The following is a 22,621-nucleotide window of genomic DNA, read 5'->3' on the forward strand; positions in this document are numbered from 1 at the left end:
CACCTTGCCGCGCGGAACGCCGTTGAGGTCGGGGGTGACGCATTCGATCTGGTCGATGCCCTTGAGGCGCTCGGTGAGCGAGCGCGGGCTGGCGGTGGTCATGACGCGGTCCTTGTTGTTATCAGCTGAAACAACATTAGGCTGGGGGTGTTTAAAATATCAAGCACCTACGGCAAGGTGCTTGCCTGCCACAGTCATCGCCGGCAAGCCGGCGTCTATCCCATTACAGGCGCCCTATTCCCGCAACGTCATCCCGTTGGCCGGCAACGGCAATGCGGTCTTGTATCGCACCTGCTTCAACGCGAAGCTGGAACGAATATTCGCCACCCCCGGTAAACGGGTCAGGTAATCGAGAAACCGCTCCAGCGCCTGGATGCTCGGCAACAAGACCCGCAGTAGATAGTCGGGATCTCCCGTCATCAGGTAGCACTCCATCACTTCCGGCCGCTCGGCAATCTCCTCTTCGAAGCGATGCAGCGATTGCTCCACCTGCTTCTCCAGGCTGACATGGATGAACACGTTCACATCCAGACCAAGCACTTCAGGCGCCAGTAACGTCACCTGCTGACGAATCACGCCCAGCTCTTCCATGGCCTTGACCCGGTTGAAACAGGGCGTGGGCGAGAGGTTCACCGAGCGCGCAAGCTCGGCGTTGGTGATGCGAGCGTTTTCCTGAAGGCTGTTGAGAATGCCGATATCCGTACGATCGAGTTTGCGCATGAGACAAATTCACCGGTTTTTTGTGTTTATGCGGAATGTTTATCTTCCCCGCACTGCAAAGGCAATCAACTTGAGAGAAAAATTCTTCCGCCGTGCCTCTAAGATGTAAATGACGCTGACTTACCAGTCACAAGCCGGTATTCAGCGGCGGCCGCTTCAGAGCTCACAAAAACAACATCCGAGCGAGCGTAAAAAGCATGAACGAGTACGCCCCCCTGCGTTTGCATGTGCCCGAGCCTACCGGCCGGCCAGGCTGCCAGACCGATTTCTCCTACCTGCGTCTGAACGATGCGGGTCAAGTCCGTAAACCACCGATCGACGTCGAACCTGCCGACACCTCAGACCTGTCCTACAGCCTGATTCGTGTGTTGGACGAACAGGGCAATGCCCTGGGTCCATGGGCCGAGGACATCGATCCGAAGGTATTGCGTCAAGGCATGCGCGCCATGCTCAAGACGCGCATCTTCGACAACCGCATGGTGGTCGCCCAGCGCCAGAAGAAGATGTCCTTCTACATGCAGAGCCTGGGCGAGGAAGCCATCGGCAGCGCCCAGGCCCTGGCCCTGAACCGCACCGACATGTGCTTCCCCACCTATCGTCAGCAGAGCATTCTGATGGCCCGCGACGTGTCGCTGGTGGAGATGATCTGCCAACTGCTGTCCAACGAGCGCGACCCGCTCAAGGGGCGCCAGCTGCCAATCATGTATTCGGTGCGCGAAGCGGGCTTCTTCACCATCAGCGGCAACCTGGCCACCCAGTTCGTCCAGGCCGTTGGCTGGGCCATGGCCTCGGCGATCAAGGGCGACACCAAGATCGCCTCTGCCTGGATCGGCGATGGCGCCACCGCCGAGTCGGACTTCCACACCGCCTTGACCTTCGCTCACGTCTACCGTGCGCCGGTCATCCTCAATGTGGTCAACAACCAGTGGGCGATCTCCACCTTCCAGGCCATTGCCGGTGGCGAGTCGACCACTTTTGCCGGACGTGGCGTAGGCTGCGGTATCGCGTCGCTGCGCGTCGATGGCAACGACTTCCTGGCCGTTTACGCCGCCTCGCGGTGGGCCGCCGAACGTGCTCGCCGTGGTTTGGGGCCGACCCTGATCGAGTGGGTTACCTACCGCGCCGGCCCGCACTCGACTTCGGATGACCCGTCCAAGTACCGCCCTGCCGATGACTGGAGCCACTTCCCACTGGGCGACCCGATCCTGCGCCTGAAACAGCACTTGATCGCCATCGGCCAATGGTCCGAGGAAGAACACCAGGCTGTGACCGCAGAGCTGGAGGCCGCCGTCCTGGCCGCGCAGAAGGAAGCCGAACAATACGGCACCCTGGCCAACGGCCATATTCCAAGCGCCGCCTCGATGTTCGAGGACGTGTACAAGGAGATGCCCGATCACCTGCGCCGCCAACGCCAGGAACTGGGGGTTTGAGATGAACGATCACAACAACAGCATCAAACCGGAAACCGCCATGGCCACCACTACCATGACCATGATCCAGGCCCTGCGCTCGGCCATGGATGTCATGCTCGAGCGCGATGACAACGTGGTGATCTACGGCCAGGACGTCGGTTACTTCGGCGGCGTGTTCCGTTGCACCGAGGGCCTGCAGAACAAGTACGGCAAGTCGCGGGTGTTCGACGCACCGATTTCCGAAAGCGGTATCGTCGGCACCGCCGTGGGCATGGGCGCCTATGGTTTGCGGCCAGTGGTGGAAATCCAGTTCGCCGACTACTTCTATCCTGCCTCCGACCAGATCGTCTCGGAAATGGCACGCCTGCGCTATCGTTCCGCCGGTGAGTTCATCGCCCCGCTGACCCTGCGCATGCCCTGCGGCGGCGGCATCTACGGCGGCCAGACCCACAGCCAGAGCCCTGAGGCGATGTTCACACAGGTGTGCGGCCTGCGTACCGTGATGCCGTCCAACCCCTACGACGCCAAAGGCTTGTTGATCGCTTCGATCGAATGCGACGACCCGGTGATCTTCCTCGAGCCCAAGCGCCTGTACAACGGCCCCTTCGATGGCCACCACGAACGCCCGGTAACGCCCTGGTCGAAACACCCGCAGAGCGCCGTGCCGGACGGTTACTACACCGTGCCGCTGGACAAGGCCGCCATCACCCGCCCGGGCAACGATGTCACCGTGCTGACCTACGGCACCACCGTCTACGTCGCCCAGGTAGCCGCCGAGGAAACCGGCGTGGACGCCGAGGTAATCGACCTGCGCAGCCTTTGGCCGCTGGACCTTGAGACCATCGTCGAGTCGGTGAAGAAGACCGGCCGTTGCGTGGTGGTGCACGAAGCCACCCGCACCTGCGGCTTCGGCGCCGAACTGGTTTCGCTGGTCCAGGAGCATTGCTTCCACCACCTCGAAGCCCCCATCGAGCGTGTGACCGGCTGGGACACTCCCTACCCTCATGCACAGGAATGGGCTTACTTCCCAGGCCCTTCTCGGGTAGGCGCGGCATTGAAACGGGTCATGGAGGTCTGAATGGGCACGCACGTCATCAAGATGCCGGACATCGGCGAAGGCATCGCACAGGTCGAGTTGGTCGAGTGGTTCGTCAAGGTCGGTGATGTCATCACCGAAGACCAGGTGGTGGCCGATGTCATGACCGACAAAGCCACCGTGGAAATTCCCTCACCAGTGAGCGGCAAGGTGCTGGCCCTTGGCGGTCAGCCTGGGGAAGTGATGGCGGTCGGCAGCGAGCTGATCCGCATCGAAGTGGAAGGCAGCGGCAACCATGTGGATGTACCGCAGCCCAAAGCGCTTGAAACACCGACAGTGGCGGCGCCGGCTGCCATTGAGCCGCAACCGCACGCAAAGCCGGTGGCCAGCCAGCCCACTGCCGCTTGTTCGGCGGCCCCCATCGTGCCGCGCCAGGCCAATGAGAAACCACTGGCCTCCCCCGCCGTACGCAAGCGGGCGCTGGATGCGGGCATCGAATTGCGTTACGTGCACGGCAGCGGCCCGGCTGGGCGTATCCTGCACGAAGACCTCGATGCGTTCATGAGCAAACCGCAGACCAGCGCCGGACAAGCACCGATGGGCTACGCCAAGCGCACTGACAGTGAACAGGTGCAGGTGATCGGCCTGCGCCGCAAGATTGCCCAGCGCATGCAGGATGCCAAGCGCCGAGTGGCGCACTTCAGCTATGTCGAGGAAATCGACGTCACCGCGCTGGAAGCCCTGCGCCAGCAACTGAACCAGAAGCACGGTGAAAGCCGAGGCAAGCTCACCCTGTTGCCATTCCTGGTTCGTGCGCTGGTCGTAGCCCTGCGCGACTTCCCACAGATCAACGCCACCTACGATGACGAGGCCCAGGTCATCACCCGTCACGGCGCGGTGCACGTCGGCATCGCCACCCAGGGCGACAACGGCCTGATGGTGCCGGTGCTGCGTCACGCCGAGGCCGGCAGCCTGTGGGGCAATGCCAGCGAAATCGCGCGCTTGGCCCTCGCTGCCCGCAACAACAAGGCCAGCCGCGAGGAGCTGTCCGGCTCGACCATCACCCTGACCAGCCTTGGCGCCTTGGGCGGCATCGTCAGCACGCCGGTGGTCAACACCCCGGAAGTCGCCATCGTCGGGGTCAACCGCATCGTCGAGCGGCCCGTGGTGATCGACGGCCAGATCGTGGTGCGCAAGATGATGAACCTGTCCAGCTCGTTCGACCACCGCGTGGTCGATGGCATGGATGCCGCTTTGTTCATCCAGGCCGTGCGCGGCCTGCTTGAGCAACCCGCCTGCCTGTTCGTGGAGTGAGCATGCAACAGACTATCGATACCACACTGCTGATCATTGGCGGCGGCCCTGGCGGTTACGTGGCCGCCATCCGTGCCGGGCAACTGGGCATCCCCACCGTGCTGGTGGAAGGCCAGGCCCTGGGCGGTACCTGTCTGAACGTCGGCTGCATACCCTCCAAGGCACTGATCCACGTGGCCGAGCAGTTCCATCAGATGACACGGCACACCGAACAGTCGCCGCTTGGCATCAGCGTAAGCTCGCCAACCCTGGACATCGGCCGCAGCGTGGCGTGGAAAGATGGCATCGTCGACCGTCTTACCACCGGCGTGGCGACCTTGCTGAAGAAGCATGGCGTGAAGGTGATCCATGGCTGGGCGAAGATCCTCGACGGCAAGCATGTCGAGGTCGACGGCCAGCGCATCCAGTGTGAACACCTGTTGCTGGCCACTGGCTCGAACAGCGTCGAGTTGCCGATGCTGCCACTGGGTGGTGCCGTCATCTCGTCCACCGAAGCCCTGGCGCCCACGACCCTGCCCCGGCATCTGGTGGTGGTCGGCGGCGGCTACATCGGCCTTGAGCTGGGCATCGCCTACCGCAAGCTGGGCGCCGAGGTCAGCGTGGTCGAGGCACGCGAGCGCATCCTGCCGACCTACGACAGCGAACTGACCGCACCCGTGGCCGAAACCTTGAAGAAACTGGGTGTCCGGCTGCACCTTGGCCACAGCGTCGAGGGCTATGCCGATGGCTGCCTGCTGGCCCGCGACAGCCAGGGCGCGCAGTTGAGCCTGGACGCCGACCGGGTGCTGGTGGCGGTCGGACGCCGTCCCCGTACCCAGGGCTACAACCTGGAATGCCTGGACCTGAAGATGAACGGCGCGGCCATCGCCGTCGACGACCGCTGCCAGACCAGCATGCGCAATGTCTGGGCCATCGGTGACGTGGCGGGCGAACCCATGCTTGCCCATCGCGCCATGGCGCAAGGTGAGATGGTGGCCGAAATCATCGCCGGCAAGGCACGGCGTTTTGAGCCTGCGGCCATTGCGGCGGTGTGTTTCACCGACCCGGAAGTGGTGGTGGTCGGCAAAACCCCCGAGCAGGCAACCGCGCAAGGCCTTGACTGTATCGTCGCGCAGTTCCCGTTCGCCGCCAATGGCCGGGCCATGAGCCTGGAGTCGAAAAGCGGATTCGTGCGGGTGGTGGCGCGTCGCGACAACCATCTGATCCTTGGCTGGCAAGCGGTTGGCGTGGCGGTCTCCGAGCTGTCCACCGCCTTTGCCCAGTCACTGGAAATGGGTGCGCGACTGGAGGATATCGCCGGCACCATCCACGCCCATCCGACCTTGGGCGAGGCGGTGCAGGAAGCAGCACTGCGCGCCTTGGGCCACGCACTGCATATCTGACACTGAAGCGGCTACGGCCGATGTTGGCCCGCTGCGCCCCAGGCGCCGCGGGTCTTTTTTCATCCCGTGCTTGCCGCCTGCGGCAAGGTCATTCCGCACAAGGGCAAGCATGTTCCGAGCAAATGCCCGCCGGAAATGGCCAAAGCGCTCTACGTTCGCGCTTTTCGCGCCTGGCACAGCTTTTGCGACCCCTCTCCTGTCCTATACCTTTCCAAGGAGGAAACATGCTCATTACATCCAACGGCCTGGGCTGGCAGGCGAACATCCAACAGCAGCGAGTCAGCAATGAACAGGCACTGGCCGAAGTCGTGCAGACACGTCCCCCGGTAACCACCAGCAATACCTCGGCTCAACAGAACAGTCAGGGCAACACTGCACAGCAAAACGCCGAAGATGCCCGCGAAGAGGCCTTCGCCAAACTCAAGGTGCTGCTGCAAAACCCCGACATCGCGGCGCGCCAGCAGGCCAGCATCAACTCGCAGGACACCAGCAATGCCCTGCAGGAATTCCGTGAGTACATGGCCAAGACACCGGAAGAGAAGGTGCAGGAGAAGGTTCTGGCAGAACTGGGCCTGACGGTCGAGGAGTTCGAAGCCCTGCCGCCGGAGCAGAAGCAGAAGATCGGTGAGCAGATCGCCCAGCGGATCAAGGAAGATATCGAGATGAACACCCAGGCCAAGGTGCAACAACAGGCGCTAAGTGAAGCGCGGGCCCAGGTAGGCGCTGACGTGGCGACATCGCAGAGCGCACAGGACCGCGAGAAGGCCCTGGAAGCGATGGAGGTCTGATCCTCCTCGCCTTTATCCCGGTCAAGGAGAACCGCACATGAAAGGGCCGACGCCCAGGTCGTGCCCTCTCATGCCGATGGTTCACTTCAGACGCGGAAGTACCCCACCGACGAGTCGAACGGCAGGCGCTTGAGCTCGATTTTGTTCAGGTCCAGCACGTCACGCAGAGCGGCAGTCTCGCCTGGGAAGTTGCGATAGGCGACTTCATCCAGCACCACGATCGCACCCTTTGGCATGTATGGCAGGAACGTCTCCAAGGCGACCTTGGTCGACGAGTACAGGTCGGTGTCGAGGATCAGCATCGCCACCACCAGGTCAGGACGGGTTTTCACGAAAGCCGGTACGGTCTCCAGGATGTCGCCCTTGACGATCTCGCAACGGGGGATACGGTTGACCGGACGGATCAGGTCGTTGGCCTCGATCATGTCCTGGATCAGGGTCTCGTCCGTATCGGAGAACATGCTCTCGTTGATGTCGGCTGGATCCTGCTCGGCGTCGATGCTGGCAAAGCCGCCGAAAGTATCGAAACCGATGATCGAACGGTTGATCGCGTAAGGTTCCAGGATCATCGAAAGCTGCATGTACAGCATCAGCGAGTTGCCTTTGTACACACCGCACTCGACGATGGCGCCAGGGATGTCCTGGACCATCTTGAACAGCTCGATGCGCGACAGCGCGGCGGTCACGGCGATACGGTTGGCAAACACGAACGGCGCATCCGCCACGTATTGGGCATCGACACGGCTCAGCACGCTAGCGCGCTTTTCGTTGTACTCGACCTCGGCAGCAGTCAGGCGACGCTTGGTCATGGGTTAACTCCCTGGAATTGCGAAAAGTCGCTGGCATTGAAAAAATCTTTGAAGCCGGCCTCTGCATCCGAACAGCCATTGTCGACGTTCGGCGCGCCGCGCTTGTGCAGCAGGTCTTGCAGGTGGATCAGGCGAAAGTCCACGCTGAAGCGCACCTTGTCGGTGAAGTTGGCCACGGTGCCGTGCAAATGGGAACCGGAGAATATCAGCATCTCGCCGCTGTTGGCGGCCACGCGCAACTCGGCGCTGGTGTCGATGTCCTCCAACGGCACCGGGTGCACGCGGGTCTCTTCGGTGATGTTCTGAGAAGCCTTGTGCCGTTGCACATTGATCCAGTCGTTCAGGCTCCATTGGGCGGAGCTGTTCTGCACAGGACGGTCGAAGTAGGCCGGGTTGATCATCATGGTCTGGTCGGGCTCGATGCTGTACACCGGCATCCAGGTGTTGACCTGGCTTTCCACACTGCCGTACCAGGTATCGCGGTGCGGCTTGTAGGCGTAGCTCACGCCCGCGTGCAGATAGTCATAGTTGGGTACCACACGTACCCGAGGCACGTCGAAGATGTAGTCCTTCGGGTCGGCCCCGATCTCCCGAATGAAATCGCGGATCAGCGCCTTGGCCTCAGGGCCATTGGTGAACTGGCGCTTGAGTGCGGTGACACGCTCGACGAAGGTTTCCACCGGCATCATCTTGTGCAGCGACTGGTGATCGGTTTCGCCATCGAACGCAGCGGTGATGCTCTGCCGGGCCAGGGCGCACAACTGGTGCGCATTGCCAAGGCCGGTCTCCAGGAAAATGTCGCCCTTGAACAGCGAGCCCCGGTAGTCCGGCTTGTTTTTCACCTGGTTGACATAAAAATTCATACTTGCCCCTTCAGAACTCATTGTGACCAATGCCCACCGCGGGCTGCGTCGACCAGCAGCGGGGCATGAATTGAAGTGGACGCAAGGCGACGCACACTGCCGCTGAAGGCAGCAACTTCAACCATTGGCGATACGGATGCATTGCCCGTATCCAGTGACCAAGTGATCGGCATGCTGACAGGAAACTTTAAGCGTGGATGTACCGGCGATCCGGTTGCCACGCTTGGTGCAAAGGTAATTTGTTTGGGCTTTGAGTGGCGTCCCAGGCAGGAATTGAACCTGCAACCTTCCCCTTAGGAGGGGGATGCTCTATCCAATTGAGCTACTGAGACACAAGAGCCGGCAGCGAGCGCTACACGGCAGGACGGCAAACATGTTAACCAGCGCAATGCCGTTTGTCATGTCTCTGTCGGGCTTTTTGCACGTAGGCGATTTCCGATGTTGGCAAAACGCTTAGTCCAGCAGGCGCTCTTGTCTCAAAAGCGCCAGCAGCCCTTCGACGGCCATTTCCAGCGAAGTGGAGTTATCCAGCACATGCACACCCGGCTCCTGCCCGGTCTGCAACTGGGCATTGCGCGCCAAGCGCTGCTCGACCTCTTCCGACGTTTCACGCCCCCTGGCTAGCAAACGCTGGCGCAACACCTCTGGCCGCACGGCAATGCATACCGCCACCATGTCGGGGTAACGCTGCCGCGCCAAAGGCAGGTAGGCGCGCGAACCATTGACCAGCACATGCCGGCCCTCACTGAGCCATTGGTCCACTTGCGACGGAATACCGTAATCCAGACCATTGGCTCGCCAATGCATGGCGAACGCTCCAGCCTTGCGCATCTCCTCGAAGCGCTCGGACGTGACACCGTGCGCCGCCTCGCCCTTGGACTCAGCAGATCGCGTGATGACCCGACGGGCAATTTCCACCCCAGCGGCGGTCAATTGCGCACGCGATGCATCGATCAGGGAATCTTTTCCTGAACCTGATGGTCCTACCAGGTAGATCAGGCGGCCTGAGGGAGTATTGCGGGCGCTTGCGTCATGTTGCATAGCCACTATGCTCAATGTAGGAAACCCGCGCATTCTAGGTGTTTTCCCGACCCTTTGCTGCGATTTACCAGTTTTTGACGGCAAAGGTCTGACGGTGTGGCGTGCCGGTACATGCAAAACTTTTCAAACCAGTGCTCATTTCTGATAATTGGTACTGGCAAAAAGCCTTTATCCGGCTCACTATTTGTCACAGAATTGACGCCAAGGAAACGGCGACCTTGAGGCAAGATGAGCACCCAATTTTTCACGACGGTTGAACATTTTGTCGTCGCCACGGTCGTACTTCCACCCCGTGCGGCCAATTTGAGAACCGCTTCCCCTGAACCAAAAAATCCGGTCAATTTATATGCGCCCAATGAAACAGGCTATCTATTCGAGCCGCACCGCTGACAAGTTTGTCGTCCGCCTGCCAGACGGAATGCGTGAGCGCATTGCCGAGGTAGCGCGCAACCACCACCGCAGCATGAACTCTGAAATCATCGCTCGCCTGGAACAAAGCCTTATCCAGGAAGGTGCGCTGGGCGACGAGCTAAGCATGCGCCTGGACAGCCCTGAACTGTCCCTGCATGAGCGCGAGTTGCTGCAACGCTTCCGCCAGCTCTCCCACCGCCAGCAGAATGCGCTGGTCGCCCTCATCGCTCACGATGTGGAAATGGCTGCCGACGCCTCCTGAGGCTTCGAGCAAGCATTGAAAAGCCAGCGTAAGCTGGCTTTTTTTTGCGTCGCCATGGGCTGCCTAAGTCAGCCCATCGGCAACCCCTTCCTACATCAGGAACAGCGTTGCCAATCCCAGGAAAATGAAGAAGCCACCACTGTCGGTTACCGCAGTGATCATCACGCTAGAGCCCATGGCAGGGTCGCGCCCCAGACGGGTCAGGGTCATCGGGATCAACACCCCCATCAGCGCTGCCAGTAACAAGTTCAGGGTCATTGCCGCGGTCATCACCAACCCCAGCGACCAACTGCCATATAGCCAGAAGGCAACCGCCCCGATCACGCCGCCCCAGATCAGGCCATTGAGCAGAGAGACCGCCAATTCCTTGCGCATCAAGCGCGCGGTGTTGCCCGGAGACACCTGATCGAGCGCCATGGCCCGCACGATCATGGTGATGGTCTGGTTACCGGAGTTACCGCCAATGCCTGCCACGATCGGCATCAGCGCCGCCAGCGCAACCAGCTTTTCAATCGAGCCTTCGAACAGACCGATCACGCGGGACGCCAGAAACGCCGTGATCAGGTTGATCGCCAACCAAGCCCAGCGGTTGCGCAGCGAGCGCCAGACCGAGGCGAAGATATCTTCCTCTTCGCGCAGACCGGCCATGTTCAGCACTTCGCTTTCGCTCTCCTCACGGATCAGGTCGACCATCTCGTCAATGGTCAGACGACCGATCAAACGGTCGCTCTTGTCCACCACCGGAGCGGAAACCAAATCGTAACGTTCGAAAGCCTGGGCCGCGTCGTAGGCGTCTTCCTCAGGGTTAAAGGACACGGGGTCAGTCGCCATGACCTCCGCCACCTTTTTCTCCGGGTCGTTGACCAAAAGACGCTTGATGGGCAATACGCCTTTGAGTTTGCCGTCATAGTCGACCACGAACAGCTTGTCCGTGTGGTTCGGCAGCTCCTTGAGCCGGCGCAGGTAACGCAGCACCACTTCCAGGCTGACGTCTTCGCGGATGGTGACCATCTCGAAGTCCATCAGCGCGCCGACCTGCTCTTCGTCGTAGCTCAGTGCCGAGCGTACGCGCTCACGCTGCTGGGCATCGAGGCTTTCCATGAGCTCGTGAATGACGTCTCGCGGCAACTCTGGGGCCAGGTCGGCCAGCTCGTCGGCATCCATCTCCTTGGCGGCAGCCAACAGCTCGTGATCGTCCATATCGGCGATCAGGGTTTGCCGCACGGCGTCGGAGACTTCAAGAAGAATGTCGCCATCGCGATCCGAGCGCACCAGCTGCCAAACCGTCAGACGGTCTTCCAGTGGCAATGCTTCGAGGATGTATGCAATGTCGGCAGGGTGCAGATCGTCGAGCTTGCGTTGCAGCTCAACCAGGTTCTGACGGTGGACGAGGTTTTCCACCAGGTCATGGTGGTGACCTTCCTGGCGGTGCGTCAGGTCTTCGACCACTCGTTGGCGCTGCAGCAGCTCGACCACCTGGGCCAGGCGATCCTGCAGGCTCTCTTGGCCTTTTTTTACTTCTACTTCAGTCATAGGCGAACTCCACTCCCAGCAGCGGAGCACGCCGGGAGAATCAATCGGTCAGATCTTTCTGTATGAATCTTCTTAAGGAGTAACTACTGGGTAAGTCCATGGTGGTATTCCACAAGCCCCGGCGGGGCTGACGGGCGCAATCATACACTGCCTAAGCTGTCAGATCGCTTAAATTTTTGGCCAGAACAATCGTTTGCGCGATAAAGCTAGGACAACGCTCGAAGCTATCAGTGCGACGGCTGCTCTGACGTTAAAAGCACATTTATCATGCGCCTGTAGGCTTTCAGTTCGTGAAGGGACTGGGCTGCTGCGCAACCCATCGCCGGCAAGCCGACCCTTACCCGAAAGCTTAGTTGCACATTGCTGACAATTCAGCGACAACGAAAAACAAAAAGCCCGCTCGATTTGAGCGGGCTTCTTGATGTATGGCGGACTCAGGAGGATTCGAACCTCCGACCGCTCGGTTCGTAGCCGAGTACTCTATCCAGCTGAGCTATGAGTCCGTGATGGTAGTTTTAGACCAGATTACCACTGGTTGACTGAAGCCGCCTTGGTAAACAAAGCCACTTCAAAAGTGGCGGACTCAGGAGGATTCGAACCTCCGACCGCTCGGTTCGTAGCCGAGTACTCTATCCAGCTGAGCTATGAGTCCGTAGATGGTAGTTTTAGACCAGATTACCACTGGTTGACTGAAGCCGCCTTGGCAAGCAAAGCCACTTCAAAAGTGGCGGACTCAGGAGGATTCGAACCTCCGACCGCTCGGTTCGTAGCCGAGTACTCTATCCAGCTGAGCTATGAGTCCGTAGATGGTAGTTTTAGACCAGGTTACCACTGGTTGATTGAAGTCACCCTGACACACAAAGCCACTTCAAAAATGGCGGACTCAGGAGGATTCGAACCTCCGACCGCTCGGTTCGTAGCCGAGTACTCTATCCAGCTGAGCTATGAGTCCGTGTCTTGCTGCGCATGCTAGGTCGCTGAACGATCTGGCTGAAGCCTGATCAGCTACAGCGCCCTAAGCGAATAATGGCGGTGAAGGGGGGATTCGAACCCCCGATACCCTTATGAGGTATACTCCCTTAGCAGGGGAGCGCCTTCGGCCACTCGGCCACCTCACCGCAACACGAGGCGAATATTAAACAGGCTCTTCCTCGTTTGCAACCCTTTTTTTTGAAAAAACTTCAAAAAAATTAAAGGCTTGGCTCCTCGTCCTTCTCTTTCTTGATCCGCAGGTAGATTTCTTCGCGGTGAACGGCCACTTCTTTAGGGGCGCTGACGCCGATACGCACCTGGTTTCCTTTGACGCCGAGCACCGTCACGGTGATCTCGCCGTCTCCAATAATCAGGCTCTCGGCGCACCGACGAGTCAGAATCAACATAGCTTTCTCCTTACGCAAAACATTCAGGGATAACAGTCATTGGTATCAAGGCCGGTTCGAGGACATGCGACACGGCCTTTGGTTGAGCGCTGCGCAGGCAGGACAGGGGCTGCCCAACGCTCAGAAACGCGAAGGGCGCGGCAAGCCGCGCCCCTCCAGGCAGCGCCTTACTCGCCCTGTCGGGCAGGAGCGTCGAGCTCGAACGCGGTGTGCAGCGCGCGAACGGCCAGCTCCAGGTACTTCTCTTCGATCACCACCGAAACCTTGATTTCGGAAGTGGAGATCATCTGGATGTTGATGCTCTCTTTTGCCAGGGCTTCGAACATGCGGCTGGCGACGCCTGCGTGCGAGCGCATGCCAACGCCGACGATCGAGACCTTGGCGATCTTGGTGTCGCCGATCACTTCACGGGCACCGATTTCGCGAGCGGTGTTTTCCAGCACGCTATGGGCCTTCTCGTACTCATTGCGGTGTACGGTGAAGGTGAAGTCGGTGGTGTTATCGTGCGAGACGTTCTGCACGATCATGTCGACTTCGATGTTCGAAGCGCTGATCGGGCCGAGGATCTTGAAGGCAACGCCCGGGGTATCCGGCACGCCGCGGATGGTCAGCTTGGCCTCATCACGGTTGAAGGCGATACCGGAAATGATCGGCTGTTCCATGGATTCCTCTTCATCAATGGTAATGAGGGTACCTGGACCCTCCTTGAAGCTGTGCAGCACGCGCAGCGGAACGTTGTACTTGCCGGCGAACTCCACCGAACGAATCTGCAGCACCTTGGAACCGAGGCTGGCCATTTCCAGCATCTCTTCGAAGGTGATCTTCTCCAGGCGCTGGGCCTGCGGCACGACGCGCGGGTCGGTGGTGTAGACACCATCGACATCGGTGTAGATCTGGCACTCGTCAGCCTTCAGGGCAGCCGCCAGGGCTACGCCGGTGGTGTCGGAGCCACCACGGCCGAGGGTGGTGATGTTGCCGTGCTCGTCGACGCCCTGGAAGCCCGCGACCACCACTACACGCCCTTCCTTGAGGTCGGCGCGAATCTTCTGGTCGTCGATCTGCAGGATGCGCGCCTTGTTGTGCGCACTGTCGGTGAGGATACGCACCTGGTTGCCGGTGTAGGACACCGCTGGCACACCACGCTTGATCAAGGCCATGGTCAGCAAGGCAATGGTGACCTGCTCGCCGGTCGACACGATCACGTCCAGCTCACGCGGAACCGGCTGATCGGTGATCTGCTTGGCCAGGTCGATCAGGCGATTGGTTTCACCACTCATGGCCGAGAGCACAACCACCAGGTCATCGCCCGCCTCACGGTGTTTCTTGACCTTTTCGGCTACCTGCTCGATCCGCTCGATGGAACCGACAGAGGTGCCGCCAAATTTCTGTACGATCAACGCCATTTCAATGGTGCCTCAGCCCATACAGGGCCCCAAAAAAACCATCCAACATGCAGGGGCGGCCGACTAGACCAGCCGCCCCCGCATCTCAAAGTCCCTGCTCTGCGAATGGCACGGCCAGCGCCAGGGCCTGGTCCAGTGCCGCGACGTCGACGCCGCCACCCTGTGCCATGTCCGGACGGCCACCGCCCTTGCCACCCACTGCCGCAGCGGCTTGTTTCATCAGGTCGCCAGCCTTGAGTTGGCTGGAGAGGTCCTTGGTCACGCCGGCCACCAGCACGACCTTGCCCTCATGCTCGCTGCCCAGCAGGATCACTGCGTGGCCGAGCTTGTTCTTCAACTGATCGACCAGGGTCAGCAAGGCCTTGCCATCCTGCCCGTCCAGGCGGGCGGCGAGCACCTTGGCGCCCTTGACCTCAACAGCCGCGTTGGAGAGATCGTCCCCGGCGGCGCTGGCGGCCTTGGCCTGCAGCTGCTCCAGCTGCTTTTCCAGCTGACGGTTGCGCTCGAGCACAGCCGACAGCTTGTCGATCAGGTTGTCGCGGTTACCTTTGACCAGTTGCGCGGCTTCCTTTACCTGCTCTTCGGCAGCGTTCAGGTAAGCCAGCGCTGCTTCGCCGGTGACCGCTTCGATGCGGCGCACGCCCGAGGCCACGCCGCCTTCGCTGATGATCTTGAACAGACTGATATCGCCGGTGCGCTTGGCGTGGATACCGCCGCACAGCTCGACCGAGAAATCGCCACCCATGCTCAGCACGCGCACGGTATCGCCGTACTTCTCGCCGAACAGGGCCATGGCGCCCTTGCGCTTGGCGGTTTCGATATCGGTCAGCTCGGTTTCCACCGCGGTGTTCTTGCGCACTTCGCGGTTGACGATGTCTTCCAGGGCCTTGATCTGCTCCGGCTTCACCGCTTCGAAGTGGCTGAAGTCAAAACGCAGGCGCTGGCTGTCGACCAGCGAGCCTTTCTGCTGCACATGATCGCCCAACACCTGGCGCAGCGCTTCGTGCAGCAGGTGGGTAGCCGAGTGGTTCAGCGAGGTTGCGTGCTGCACATCGGCATCGACCTTGGCCGCCACAGCAGCGCCGACGCTCAGATTACCGCTGGCAACCACGCCATGGTGCAGGAACGCACCACCGGTCTTGGTAGTATCACGCACGTCGAAGCGCACGCCACCGGCCTGCAGGTAGCCGGTGTCACCGACCTGGCCACCGGATTCGGCGTAGAACGGGGTACGGTCCAGAATCACCACGCCCTGCTCACCTTCGGCCAACTGCTCGACGGCCTGGCCGTCCTTGTACAGTGCGATGACCTTGCCCTGCCCTTCGGTGGCCTCGTAGCCAAGGAACTCGGTGGCGGTGTCGACCTTGACCAGGCTGTTGTAGTCCATGCCGAAGGCGCTGGCGGAGCGGGCACGCTCACGCTGGGCCTCCATTTCGCGCTCGAAGCCAGCTTCGTCGATGGTCAGCTCGCGCTCACGTGCGATGTCGCCGGTCAGGTCCATGGGGAAGCCATAGGTGTCGTACAGCTTGAACACCACGTCGCCCGGAACCACGTTACCCTTGAGTTGGGCCAGATCCTGCTCGAGGATGCGCAACCCTTGCTCCAGGGTCTTGGCGAACTGTTCTTCTTCAGCCTTGAGCACGCGCTCGATGTGCGCCTGCTGGTTCTTGAGCTCGGGGAACGCCTCGCCCATCTCGGCCACCAGTGCGGCGACGATCTGATAGAAGAAGCTGCCCTTGGCGCCCAGCTTGTTACCGTGGCGACAGGCGCGACGAATGATGCGGCGTAGCACGTAGCCACGGCCTTCGTTGGATGGCAGCACGCCGTCGGCAATCAGGAAGCCGCAGGAACGGATGTGGTCGGCGACCACCTTAAGCGACGCCTGCGCATCGTTGCTGCAACCGATGGCCTTGGCCGCGGCCGCCAGCAGGTTCTGGAACAGGTCGATCTCGTAGTTCGAGTGCACGTGCTGCATGACCGCACTGATACGCTCCAGGCCCATGCCGGTGTCGACCGACGGTGCTGGCAGCGGGTGCAGTACGCCATCGGCGGTGCGGTTGAACTGCATGAAGACGTTGTTCCAGATCTCGATGTAACGGTCGCCGTCTTCCTCCGGGGAACCGGGTGGGCCACCCCAGATGTCCGGGCCGTGGTCGTAGAAGATTTCGGTGCACGGGCCGCACGGGCCAGTGTCGCCCATGGTCCAGAAGTTGTCGGAAGCGTAGGGGGCGCCTTTGTTGTCACCGATGCGAACCATGCGCTCGGCCGGCACGCCGACTTCCTTGGTCCAGATGTCGTAGGCTTCGTCGTCGCTGGCGTAGACAGTGACCCAGAGCTTTTCCTTCGGCAGGTTCAGCCACTTGTCGGAGGTCAGGAAGGTCCAGGCGAAGGTGATGGCATCGCGCTTGAAGTAGTCGCCGAAGCTGAAGTTGCCCAGCATCTCGAAGAAGGTGTGGTGACGCGCGGTGTAACCGACGTTTTCCAGGTCGTTGTGCTTGCCGCCGGCGCGCACGCACTTCTGGCTGCTGACCGCACGGGTGTAGGCGCGCTTTTCCTGGCCGAGGAAGCAGTCCTTGAACTGGTTCATACCGGCGTTGGTAAACAGCAGGGTCGGGTCATTGCCCGGAATCAGGGAGCTGGAGGCAACTCGGGTGTGTCCCTGCTCTTCGAAGAAGCGAAGGAAGGCTTCACGGATTTCTGCGCTTTTCATAGGTTCTTCCACGGAAACGGCGGCCCTTGGGGCAAACGCGTCGACGAAACGACGGCAAAGGGCCGCATTATATCGGTCCTGCAGTCTCGATGCAGTGTGTTTATACGATAGAAACCGTCGTTTGGACGGTTTTTCGGGCTAATGCATTGGAAACGACATGGCCGGATGCTAAATCCTGCGTTTCGCTACTGGCAAGCCAATTACCGCTTACAGGGAGGGAAAATGGAACAGGCGGTGAATTAAAAGTGTTTCATGACCCGTGGGATCGGCTAGCCGTGCCGCCTGCCCCACGGGCAAACCTGCTCGCACAGGGAATGAGAGCAGGTGGCGCCGGCCTCAAACCAGATGCTGGCCCGAGTCCGGCACGATCAGGATTCCCGCCCGCAGGCCATTCTTGACCTTCGGATTAGGGAAGATGATCCGCGCCCCCTCCTCCTCGACCACCCAGCGCGTCTCGGCCAGGTCTTCGGCCAGCAGGTAGCCCTTGCTTAGCTCGGAGAAGTTCTCGATGTCCGCCGGCAGGTGCAGGTGGAAGCTATCACTGTGCTTGATGATCTCGCGGGACACGCTGAACAGTTTCAAGCCATCGAGGGCGTCCTGGGTCTCGGGCTCGGTGCCTTCGATGATCTGGACCAGGCGAGCTTCCAGGCGACTCAGATTGACCTGCTCGTTCTGGCCAAACGGACGGGCCTTGCCCAGTTCCAGCGTGAAGGCTTCCGCCTCCAGCTGCTCGTAGGTAAAGGCACTGAAGGTGATCGACGACTTGCTTTGCAGCAGCACCGCCTCCATGCCTGCGGCCGCCAGCCGGGCCAGCTCACGGCGTGAATGCTTGCGCCCCTCCTTGAACGGATAAAGCGCGAACTGCTCGATCTTCGAACCGCGGATCGCAGTATGCAGGTCGTAGTGCAGGCGGGCACGCCCCGGCAGGCTGAAGAACACCCGGGCAAACTGCTCGAGCTCTGCCGCACGCAGCGCTTCATCGCCGCTGGAAAGCTCGTGACGGCCGTTGAACAGGCGATTGATATCCTGCTCGACGAAGCGCTCGCCCCGGCGGATCGCTTCCGGGTTGCCGAACAGGAAGAGAATGCGCACCTGCGGCTTGATCTTGCCACTGGCGATGCCGTGCAGCAGTTTTTCCAGCAACTCGATCGGCGCGGTCTCGTTGCCATGAATCCCGGCCGACAGCAGCAAGTCAAGTTGCTTGTCCTGCGCCTCGGGCGGACGCACCTCGAGCGCGCCCTCCCCCAGCCAACGCAAACGCACGCCCCCGACCGTTACTTGCGTCTTCTCGGCCGGTTCGTGATCGGCCAGGGTCAGGTCAAGCAATTTACCGAGGGCGAGCATAGGCGCTTCCTTAGTGGTGGTGGCCGCAATCCGGACCGTGCACGTGGTCGTCGTCACCGATTTCGGCCGGCTCCATTTCAAGCTGCAGGCTGACCAGGTTGGTGGCCATCGGGCGCAGCAAGAGGTTGGCGTACTCGGTGTCGTCTTCCTCGACGTCCACACCGATCAGCAACTGGCCGCGGCCGTCCTGCTGGATCCACACTTCCTTGCCTTGCCAGACCACGGCAAAACGGGTGCAGGAGGTTTCCAGCTGGGTGCCGTCGTCGTCTTCCAGGATCAGGCGCAGGGCGTCGGTCATTGCAAATTCTCTCTTCAAGGTTGGCGTTGGAACGGATAGACCGAGCCCAACTTAAGGATCTGGGTCAACTCATCCAGCGCGGTACGGCATTCGACCAGCAGTTGCGGGTCGGCAAGGTCCGCTTCGCCGAGGCGGTCGCGGTAGTGCTTGTCGACCCACTGTACCAGCGTGTCGTACAGCGGGGCGGTCATGATAACGCCTGGATTGACCGCCGCCAGCTCCGATTCCTTCAATGCCACGCGCAGACGCAGGCAAGCTGGCCCACCGCCGTTCTGCATGCTCTGCTTGAGGTCGAACACCTTGACCTCCTTCACCGGGCCGCCCTGGCTGGTCAACTGGTTCAGGTACGCCCAGACGCGCTCGTTGTTACGGCACTCTTCGGGCACCACCAGCAGCATCGAACCATCGTCACGGCTGAGCAACTGGCTGTTGAACAGGTAGGAGCGCACTGCGTCCTCGACCGTCACCTGTGCCCGAGGCACGCAGATGCCCTGGAAGTTACCGCCCTTGTTGGCCAGTTTAGCCTGCAGTTGGCCAAGCACCGCGCCCGTCTCCAGGAACGCATCCTCGTGATAGAACAGCACCTCGCCATTGCCCACCGAAATCACATCGTTGTGGAACACGCCCTGGTCGATCACCGCTGGGTTCTGTTGAGCGTAGACCACACCATCGTCACTCAGGCCATGCAGGCGGGCCACGGCCTGCGAGGCTTCCAGAGTCTGGCGCGCGGGGTACTTCTGCGGCGCCGGGTAGCGGCTGTCGAACGCGCTGCGACCATAGACGAAGAATTCGACACCGGCCTCACCATAGTTGCGGCAGAAGCGCGTGTGGTTGGCCGCGCCTTCGTCACCGAACTGCGCGACCGCAGGCAGCGCCGCGTGGTGGGCGAAGTGCTTGTCATCAGCGAACATCGCCGCGAGTACGCGACTGGTGGTCGGGTGCTCGATGCTGCGATGGTATTTGCAGTTGAGGTTGGCAGCCGTGAAGTGCACGCGGCCATCGGCCGTGTCGGCACTGGGACTCACGGTGGCAGCGTTGGCCACCCACATGCTCGACGCCGAGCAACTGGCCACCAACAGCGGCATGGCTTCTTTGGCTGCACGCTGGATGACCTCGGCATCACTGCCAGAGAAGCCCAGACGGCGCAGCGCGGCCACATCCGGACGCTCCTGCGGCGCCAGCACGCCTTGCTTGAAGCCCATGTCGGCCAGGGCCTTCATCTTGGCCAGGCCCTGACGCGCCGCCTCACGCGGGTTGGACGTCTGCTGGCTGTTGCTCTGCGAAGCCACGTTGCCGTAAGACAGGCCGCCATAGTTGTGGGTTGGCCCCACCAGGCCATCAAAATTCACTTCATAGGATTTCATCGGCTAGGCTCCGTGACCTGTTGTTATAGAGTGACGCCCGGCGTCAATGTCGCCGGCAAGGCAAGGCTGGCGGTCTCCAGCGAAGCCACGGGGTAAGCGCAGTAGTCGGCTGCGTAATAGGCACTGGCGCGGTGGTTGCCACTGGCACCCACCCCTCCGAACGGCGCGCTGCTGGCGGCCCCGGTCAGCTGCTTGTTCCAGTTGACGATACCGGCCCGGCTACGCAGCCAGAAATACTGGTAACGGGCATGGGAGTCGGACAACAATCCGGCGGCAAGGCCGTACTGGGTGTTGTTGGCCTCATCGATGGCAGCATCGAAATCGGCGTAGCGGATTACCTGCAGCAGCGGGCCGAAGAATTCTTCGTCCGGACGCTCAGCCACGGTCGTGACATCGACGATGCCCGGCGTCAGCAGCGCGGCCTCGGCGCGTGGCTGGGTCATTTCCAGCAGGCTGGTGGCACCTTTGCCAAGCAATTCGGCCTGAGCCGCAAGCAGCGCGCGAGCGGCCTGCAGAGAAATCACCGACCCCATGAACGGCGCCGGCTGCTGGTCGAAGGCGCCGACACTGATGCCCTTGCACACCTCGACCAACCGGGCAAGCAGCCTATCGCCCCAGGCCCCTTGCGGCACCAGTAGACGCCGGGCGCACGTGCAGCGCTGGCCAGCCGAGATGAACGCCGACTGGATGATGGTGTACACCGCGGCGTCGAGGTCCTTGACCTCGTCCACCACCAACGGGTTGTTGCCCCCCATTTCCAGGGCCAGGATCTTGTCCGGACGCCCGGCGAATTGCTGGTGCAAGAGGTTGCCGGTGCGACTGGAACCGGTGAAGAACAGACCATCGATACCTGGGTTGGCCGCCAGCGCCACGCCCGTCTCCCGCGCCCCTTGCACCAGGTTCAACACACCGGCTGGCAGACCAGCGGCAATCCAGCAGTTGACGGTCAGTTCAGCGACCTTGGGCGTCAGCTCGCTGGGCTTGAACACCACGCAGTTACCTGCCAGCAGTGCCGGGACGATATGCCCGTTAGGCAGGTGGCCCGGGAAGTTGTAAGGGCCGAACACAGCGACCACGCCATGGGGCTTGTGTCGCAGCACGGCAGTGGCGTCCGCCAAAGGGCCGCTTTTCTCGCCCGTACGCTCGCGGTAGCTCTGCACCGAGATCGCGACTTTGTTGATCATGCTGGTGACTTCGGTGGCCGACTCCCACAGCGGTTTGCCGGTTTCCTCACCGATGCAGTGGGCCAGCGCCTCGGCGTGCTGCTTGAGCTGCTCGGCGAACTTCTCCAGCACATCGATACGCGCTTCGAGGCTCAGTTGGGCCCAGGCTGGGAATGCCTGGCGAGCGGCCTGCACGGCGGCGCCCACCTGACTGGCGTCTGCGCCCCGCCCTTGCCAGATCACGGCCTGGGTGACCGGGTTCAGCGATTGCAGGGCTTCACCCTGGCCAGCCTGCCACTGGCCGGCGATGTAATGCGTGGTCATTTACTTGGCCTCCCGGCTTGCCGATAGCGGCACGGCACGAACGTTGTCACCGGCGCCCATGCGCAGGCGCTTGGCGGTCAGCGGGTCGACCACCAGGGTGCCCGCCGCCAAGCGCGCTGGCGCTGCCGTGATACGGCAGTCTTCGCGCTTGCGGTTGTGAATGATGTAGGGGGTGGCATCGTCACCCGGCGTACCGACGGCCAGCACCAGCGTCTGACTTTCGCGCACGGCGCGAATCTTCGAGGTTTCGCATTCGATGGCGGGACCTGCGTCGAAGATGTCGACATAACCCTGGTAGTTGAAACCTTCCTGCTTGAGCATGGCCAGCGCCGGCTCGGTGTCGGTGTGCACGCGGCCGATCACGGCGCGCGCCGCCTCGGACAGGAAGCAGGTATACAGCGGGAACTTGGGCATCAGCTCAGCGATGAACGACTTGTTTCCGACACCCGTCAGGTAGTCCGCCTGGCTGAACTCCATCTTGAAGAAGTGGCGTCCGAGGCTTTCCCAGAACGGCGAACGACCGTGTTCGTCGGACATACCGCGCATTTCGGCGATGATCTTGTTGCCGAACAGTTCCGGGAACTCCGCGATGAACAGCATGCGTGCCCGCGACAGCAGGCGACCATTGAGGCCGGAACGGTAGTCCCCCCGCAGGAACAACGAACACAACTCGGAGTTGCCGGTCAGGTCGTTGGCCAGGAACAGCGTGGGAATCTCCCGGTAGATGTTCAGTTCCTGGGAGGCGCTGACCGTCAGGCCGACCCGGTAGTTGTACCAGGGCTCACGCAACCCCACGGCTCCGGCGATGGCACTGATGCCTACCACCAGGCCTTCGTCGTTCTCCAGTACGAACAGGTAATCGGTATCACCGCGCTCGGCTTCGCCGCGGAAGCTTTTTTCGGCCCAGCCGACACGATGCCCAAGGCGCTCTTCATTGGCCGGCAGGGTGGTCAGGCCAGTGGTGCCGGTACTGCGAGCCAACTCGATCAGCGCGGGTAAATCGCTGCTGCGTACAGGACGAACGATCATGCTATCTCCTTGTGCAGCAGCCTGCGCCACCGCGAA

The 22,621-nt window shown here is 61.3% G+C and carries 19 protein-coding genes and 6 tRNA genes; 6 read left to right on the plus strand and 19 right to left on the minus strand.

What is annotated here, in order from left to right; translation table 11 throughout:
* Window positions 1-234: 234 nt before the first annotated feature.
* Window positions 235-720: a Bkd operon transcriptional regulator BkdR gene (bkdR, locus tag P3R38_RS17700; protein WP_023381577.1), complete on the minus strand. Its 486-nt coding sequence runs from the start codon at window positions 718-720 to the stop codon at window positions 235-237.
* A 197-nt stretch (window positions 721-917) separates the two neighbouring features.
* Between bkdR and P3R38_RS17705 the strand changes: the two genes are divergently transcribed.
* From P3R38_RS17705 to P3R38_RS17725, 5 genes are all read left to right on the plus strand, one after another.
* On the plus strand, window positions 918-2,150 hold the full coding sequence (locus P3R38_RS17705; protein ID WP_023381578.1) for a 3-methyl-2-oxobutanoate dehydrogenase (2-methylpropanoyl-transferring) subunit alpha: 1,233 nt from the start codon (window positions 918-920) through the stop codon (window positions 2,148-2,150).
* 1 nt (window position 2,151) lies between these two features.
* Window positions 2,152-3,210 carry an alpha-ketoacid dehydrogenase subunit beta gene (locus tag P3R38_RS17710; RefSeq protein ID WP_023381579.1) on the plus strand — a complete coding sequence of 353 codons (1,059 nt, stop codon included), beginning with the start codon at window positions 2,152-2,154 and terminating at the stop codon, window positions 3,208-3,210.
* A complete protein-coding gene (locus P3R38_RS17715; protein ID WP_023381580.1) occupies window positions 3,211-4,482 on the plus strand; it encodes a dihydrolipoamide acetyltransferase family protein in 1,272 nt (423 codons plus the stop codon).
* A gap of 2 nt (window positions 4,483-4,484) precedes the next feature.
* Window positions 4,485-5,864, plus strand: a complete 1,380-nt coding sequence (gene lpdA, locus P3R38_RS17720; protein ID WP_104881392.1) for a dihydrolipoyl dehydrogenase — start codon at window positions 4,485-4,487, stop codon at window positions 5,862-5,864.
* A 224-nt stretch (window positions 5,865-6,088) separates the two neighbouring features.
* Window positions 6,089-6,652 (plus strand): hypothetical protein, encoded by a 564-nt coding sequence (locus tag P3R38_RS17725; RefSeq protein ID WP_023381582.1) that lies wholly within the window; start codon window positions 6,089-6,091, stop codon window positions 6,650-6,652.
* Between the two features lie 86 nt (window positions 6,653-6,738).
* Here P3R38_RS17725 and P3R38_RS17730 read toward each other — a convergent pair whose 3' ends face one another.
* The 4 genes from P3R38_RS17730 to phnN form a co-directional block, all read right to left on the minus strand.
* Window positions 6,739-7,461, minus strand: a complete 723-nt coding sequence (locus tag P3R38_RS17730) for a TylF/MycF/NovP-related O-methyltransferase (protein ID WP_012315576.1) — start codon at window positions 7,459-7,461, stop codon at window positions 6,739-6,741.
* Entirely contained in the window at window positions 7,458-8,324 is an 867-nt protein-coding gene (locus P3R38_RS17735) for a hypothetical protein (protein ID WP_023381583.1), read from the minus strand. The genes P3R38_RS17730 and P3R38_RS17735 overlap by 4 nt, the downstream gene beginning before the upstream one ends.
* Window positions 8,325-8,579: 255 nt before the next feature.
* A tRNA-Arg gene (locus P3R38_RS17740) sits at window positions 8,580-8,656 on the minus strand.
* Between the two features lie 121 nt (window positions 8,657-8,777).
* Window positions 8,778-9,365, minus strand: coding sequence for a phosphonate metabolism protein/1,5-bisphosphokinase (PRPP-forming) PhnN (phnN, locus tag P3R38_RS17745; protein WP_023381584.1), 588 nt, complete (start codon window positions 9,363-9,365; stop codon window positions 8,778-8,780).
* 346 nt (window positions 9,366-9,711) lie between these two features.
* On the opposite strand from phnN, the gene P3R38_RS17750 reads away from it, so the two are divergent.
* Window positions 9,712-10,038 carry an Arc family DNA-binding protein gene (locus tag P3R38_RS17750; RefSeq protein WP_003254499.1) on the plus strand — a complete coding sequence of 109 codons (327 nt, stop codon included), beginning with the start codon at window positions 9,712-9,714 and terminating at the stop codon, window positions 10,036-10,038.
* 90 nt (window positions 10,039-10,128) lie between these two features.
* On the opposite strand, the gene mgtE is transcribed toward P3R38_RS17750, so the two are convergent.
* The 14 genes from mgtE to astA form a co-directional block, all read right to left on the minus strand.
* Window positions 10,129-11,571, minus strand: a complete 1,443-nt coding sequence (gene mgtE / locus P3R38_RS17755) for a magnesium transporter (protein WP_023381585.1) — start codon at window positions 11,569-11,571, stop codon at window positions 10,129-10,131.
* A 426-nt stretch (window positions 11,572-11,997) separates the two neighbouring features.
* Window positions 11,998-12,074 (minus strand) — tRNA-Arg (locus P3R38_RS17760).
* 72 nt (window positions 12,075-12,146) lie between these two features.
* Window positions 12,147-12,223: transfer RNA gene (locus P3R38_RS17765), tRNA-Arg, on the minus strand.
* Window positions 12,224-12,296: 73 nt separating this feature from the next.
* Window positions 12,297-12,373: transfer RNA gene (locus P3R38_RS17770), tRNA-Arg, on the minus strand.
* Between the two features lie 73 nt (window positions 12,374-12,446).
* A tRNA-Arg gene (locus tag P3R38_RS17775) sits at window positions 12,447-12,523 on the minus strand.
* 75 nt (window positions 12,524-12,598) lie between these two features.
* Window positions 12,599-12,689 (minus strand) — tRNA-Ser (locus tag P3R38_RS17780).
* 72 nt (window positions 12,690-12,761) lie between these two features.
* Entirely contained in the window at window positions 12,762-12,950 is a 189-nt protein-coding gene (csrA, locus tag P3R38_RS17785) for a carbon storage regulator CsrA (RefSeq protein ID WP_003254503.1), read from the minus strand.
* Window positions 12,951-13,117: 167 nt separating this feature from the next.
* Window positions 13,118-14,353 (minus strand): aspartate kinase, encoded by a 1,236-nt coding sequence (locus P3R38_RS17790; RefSeq protein WP_023381586.1) that lies wholly within the window; start codon window positions 14,351-14,353, stop codon window positions 13,118-13,120.
* Window positions 14,354-14,438: 85 nt separating this feature from the next.
* Entirely contained in the window at window positions 14,439-17,063 is a 2,625-nt protein-coding gene (gene alaS / locus P3R38_RS17795) for an alanine--tRNA ligase (protein WP_277686472.1), read from the minus strand.
* A 336-nt stretch (window positions 17,064-17,399) separates the two neighbouring features.
* Entirely contained in the window at window positions 17,400-18,407 is a 1,008-nt protein-coding gene (gene astE / locus P3R38_RS17800) for a succinylglutamate desuccinylase (protein ID WP_023381588.1), read from the minus strand.
* Between the two features lie 10 nt (window positions 18,408-18,417).
* On the minus strand, window positions 18,418-18,705 hold the full coding sequence (locus P3R38_RS17805; RefSeq protein ID WP_023381589.1) for a hypothetical protein: 288 nt from the start codon (window positions 18,703-18,705) through the stop codon (window positions 18,418-18,420).
* A 14-nt stretch (window positions 18,706-18,719) separates the two neighbouring features.
* Entirely contained in the window at window positions 18,720-20,069 is a 1,350-nt protein-coding gene (gene astB, locus P3R38_RS17810; protein WP_023381590.1) for an N-succinylarginine dihydrolase, read from the minus strand.
* Between the two features lie 23 nt (window positions 20,070-20,092).
* Window positions 20,093-21,556 carry a succinylglutamate-semialdehyde dehydrogenase gene (gene astD / locus P3R38_RS17815; RefSeq protein WP_023381591.1) on the minus strand — a complete coding sequence of 488 codons (1,464 nt, stop codon included), beginning with the start codon at window positions 21,554-21,556 and terminating at the stop codon, window positions 20,093-20,095.
* Window positions 21,557-22,585: an arginine N-succinyltransferase gene (astA, locus tag P3R38_RS17820; RefSeq protein ID WP_023381592.1), complete on the minus strand. Its 1,029-nt coding sequence runs from the start codon at window positions 22,583-22,585 to the stop codon at window positions 21,557-21,559.
* Window positions 22,586-22,621 lie beyond the last annotated feature (36 nt).

Source organism: Pseudomonas sp. NyZ480, assembly GCF_029537255.1.
In the GTDB taxonomy this organism is placed as follows: domain Bacteria; phylum Pseudomonadota; class Gammaproteobacteria; order Pseudomonadales; family Pseudomonadaceae; genus Aquipseudomonas; species Aquipseudomonas taiwanensis.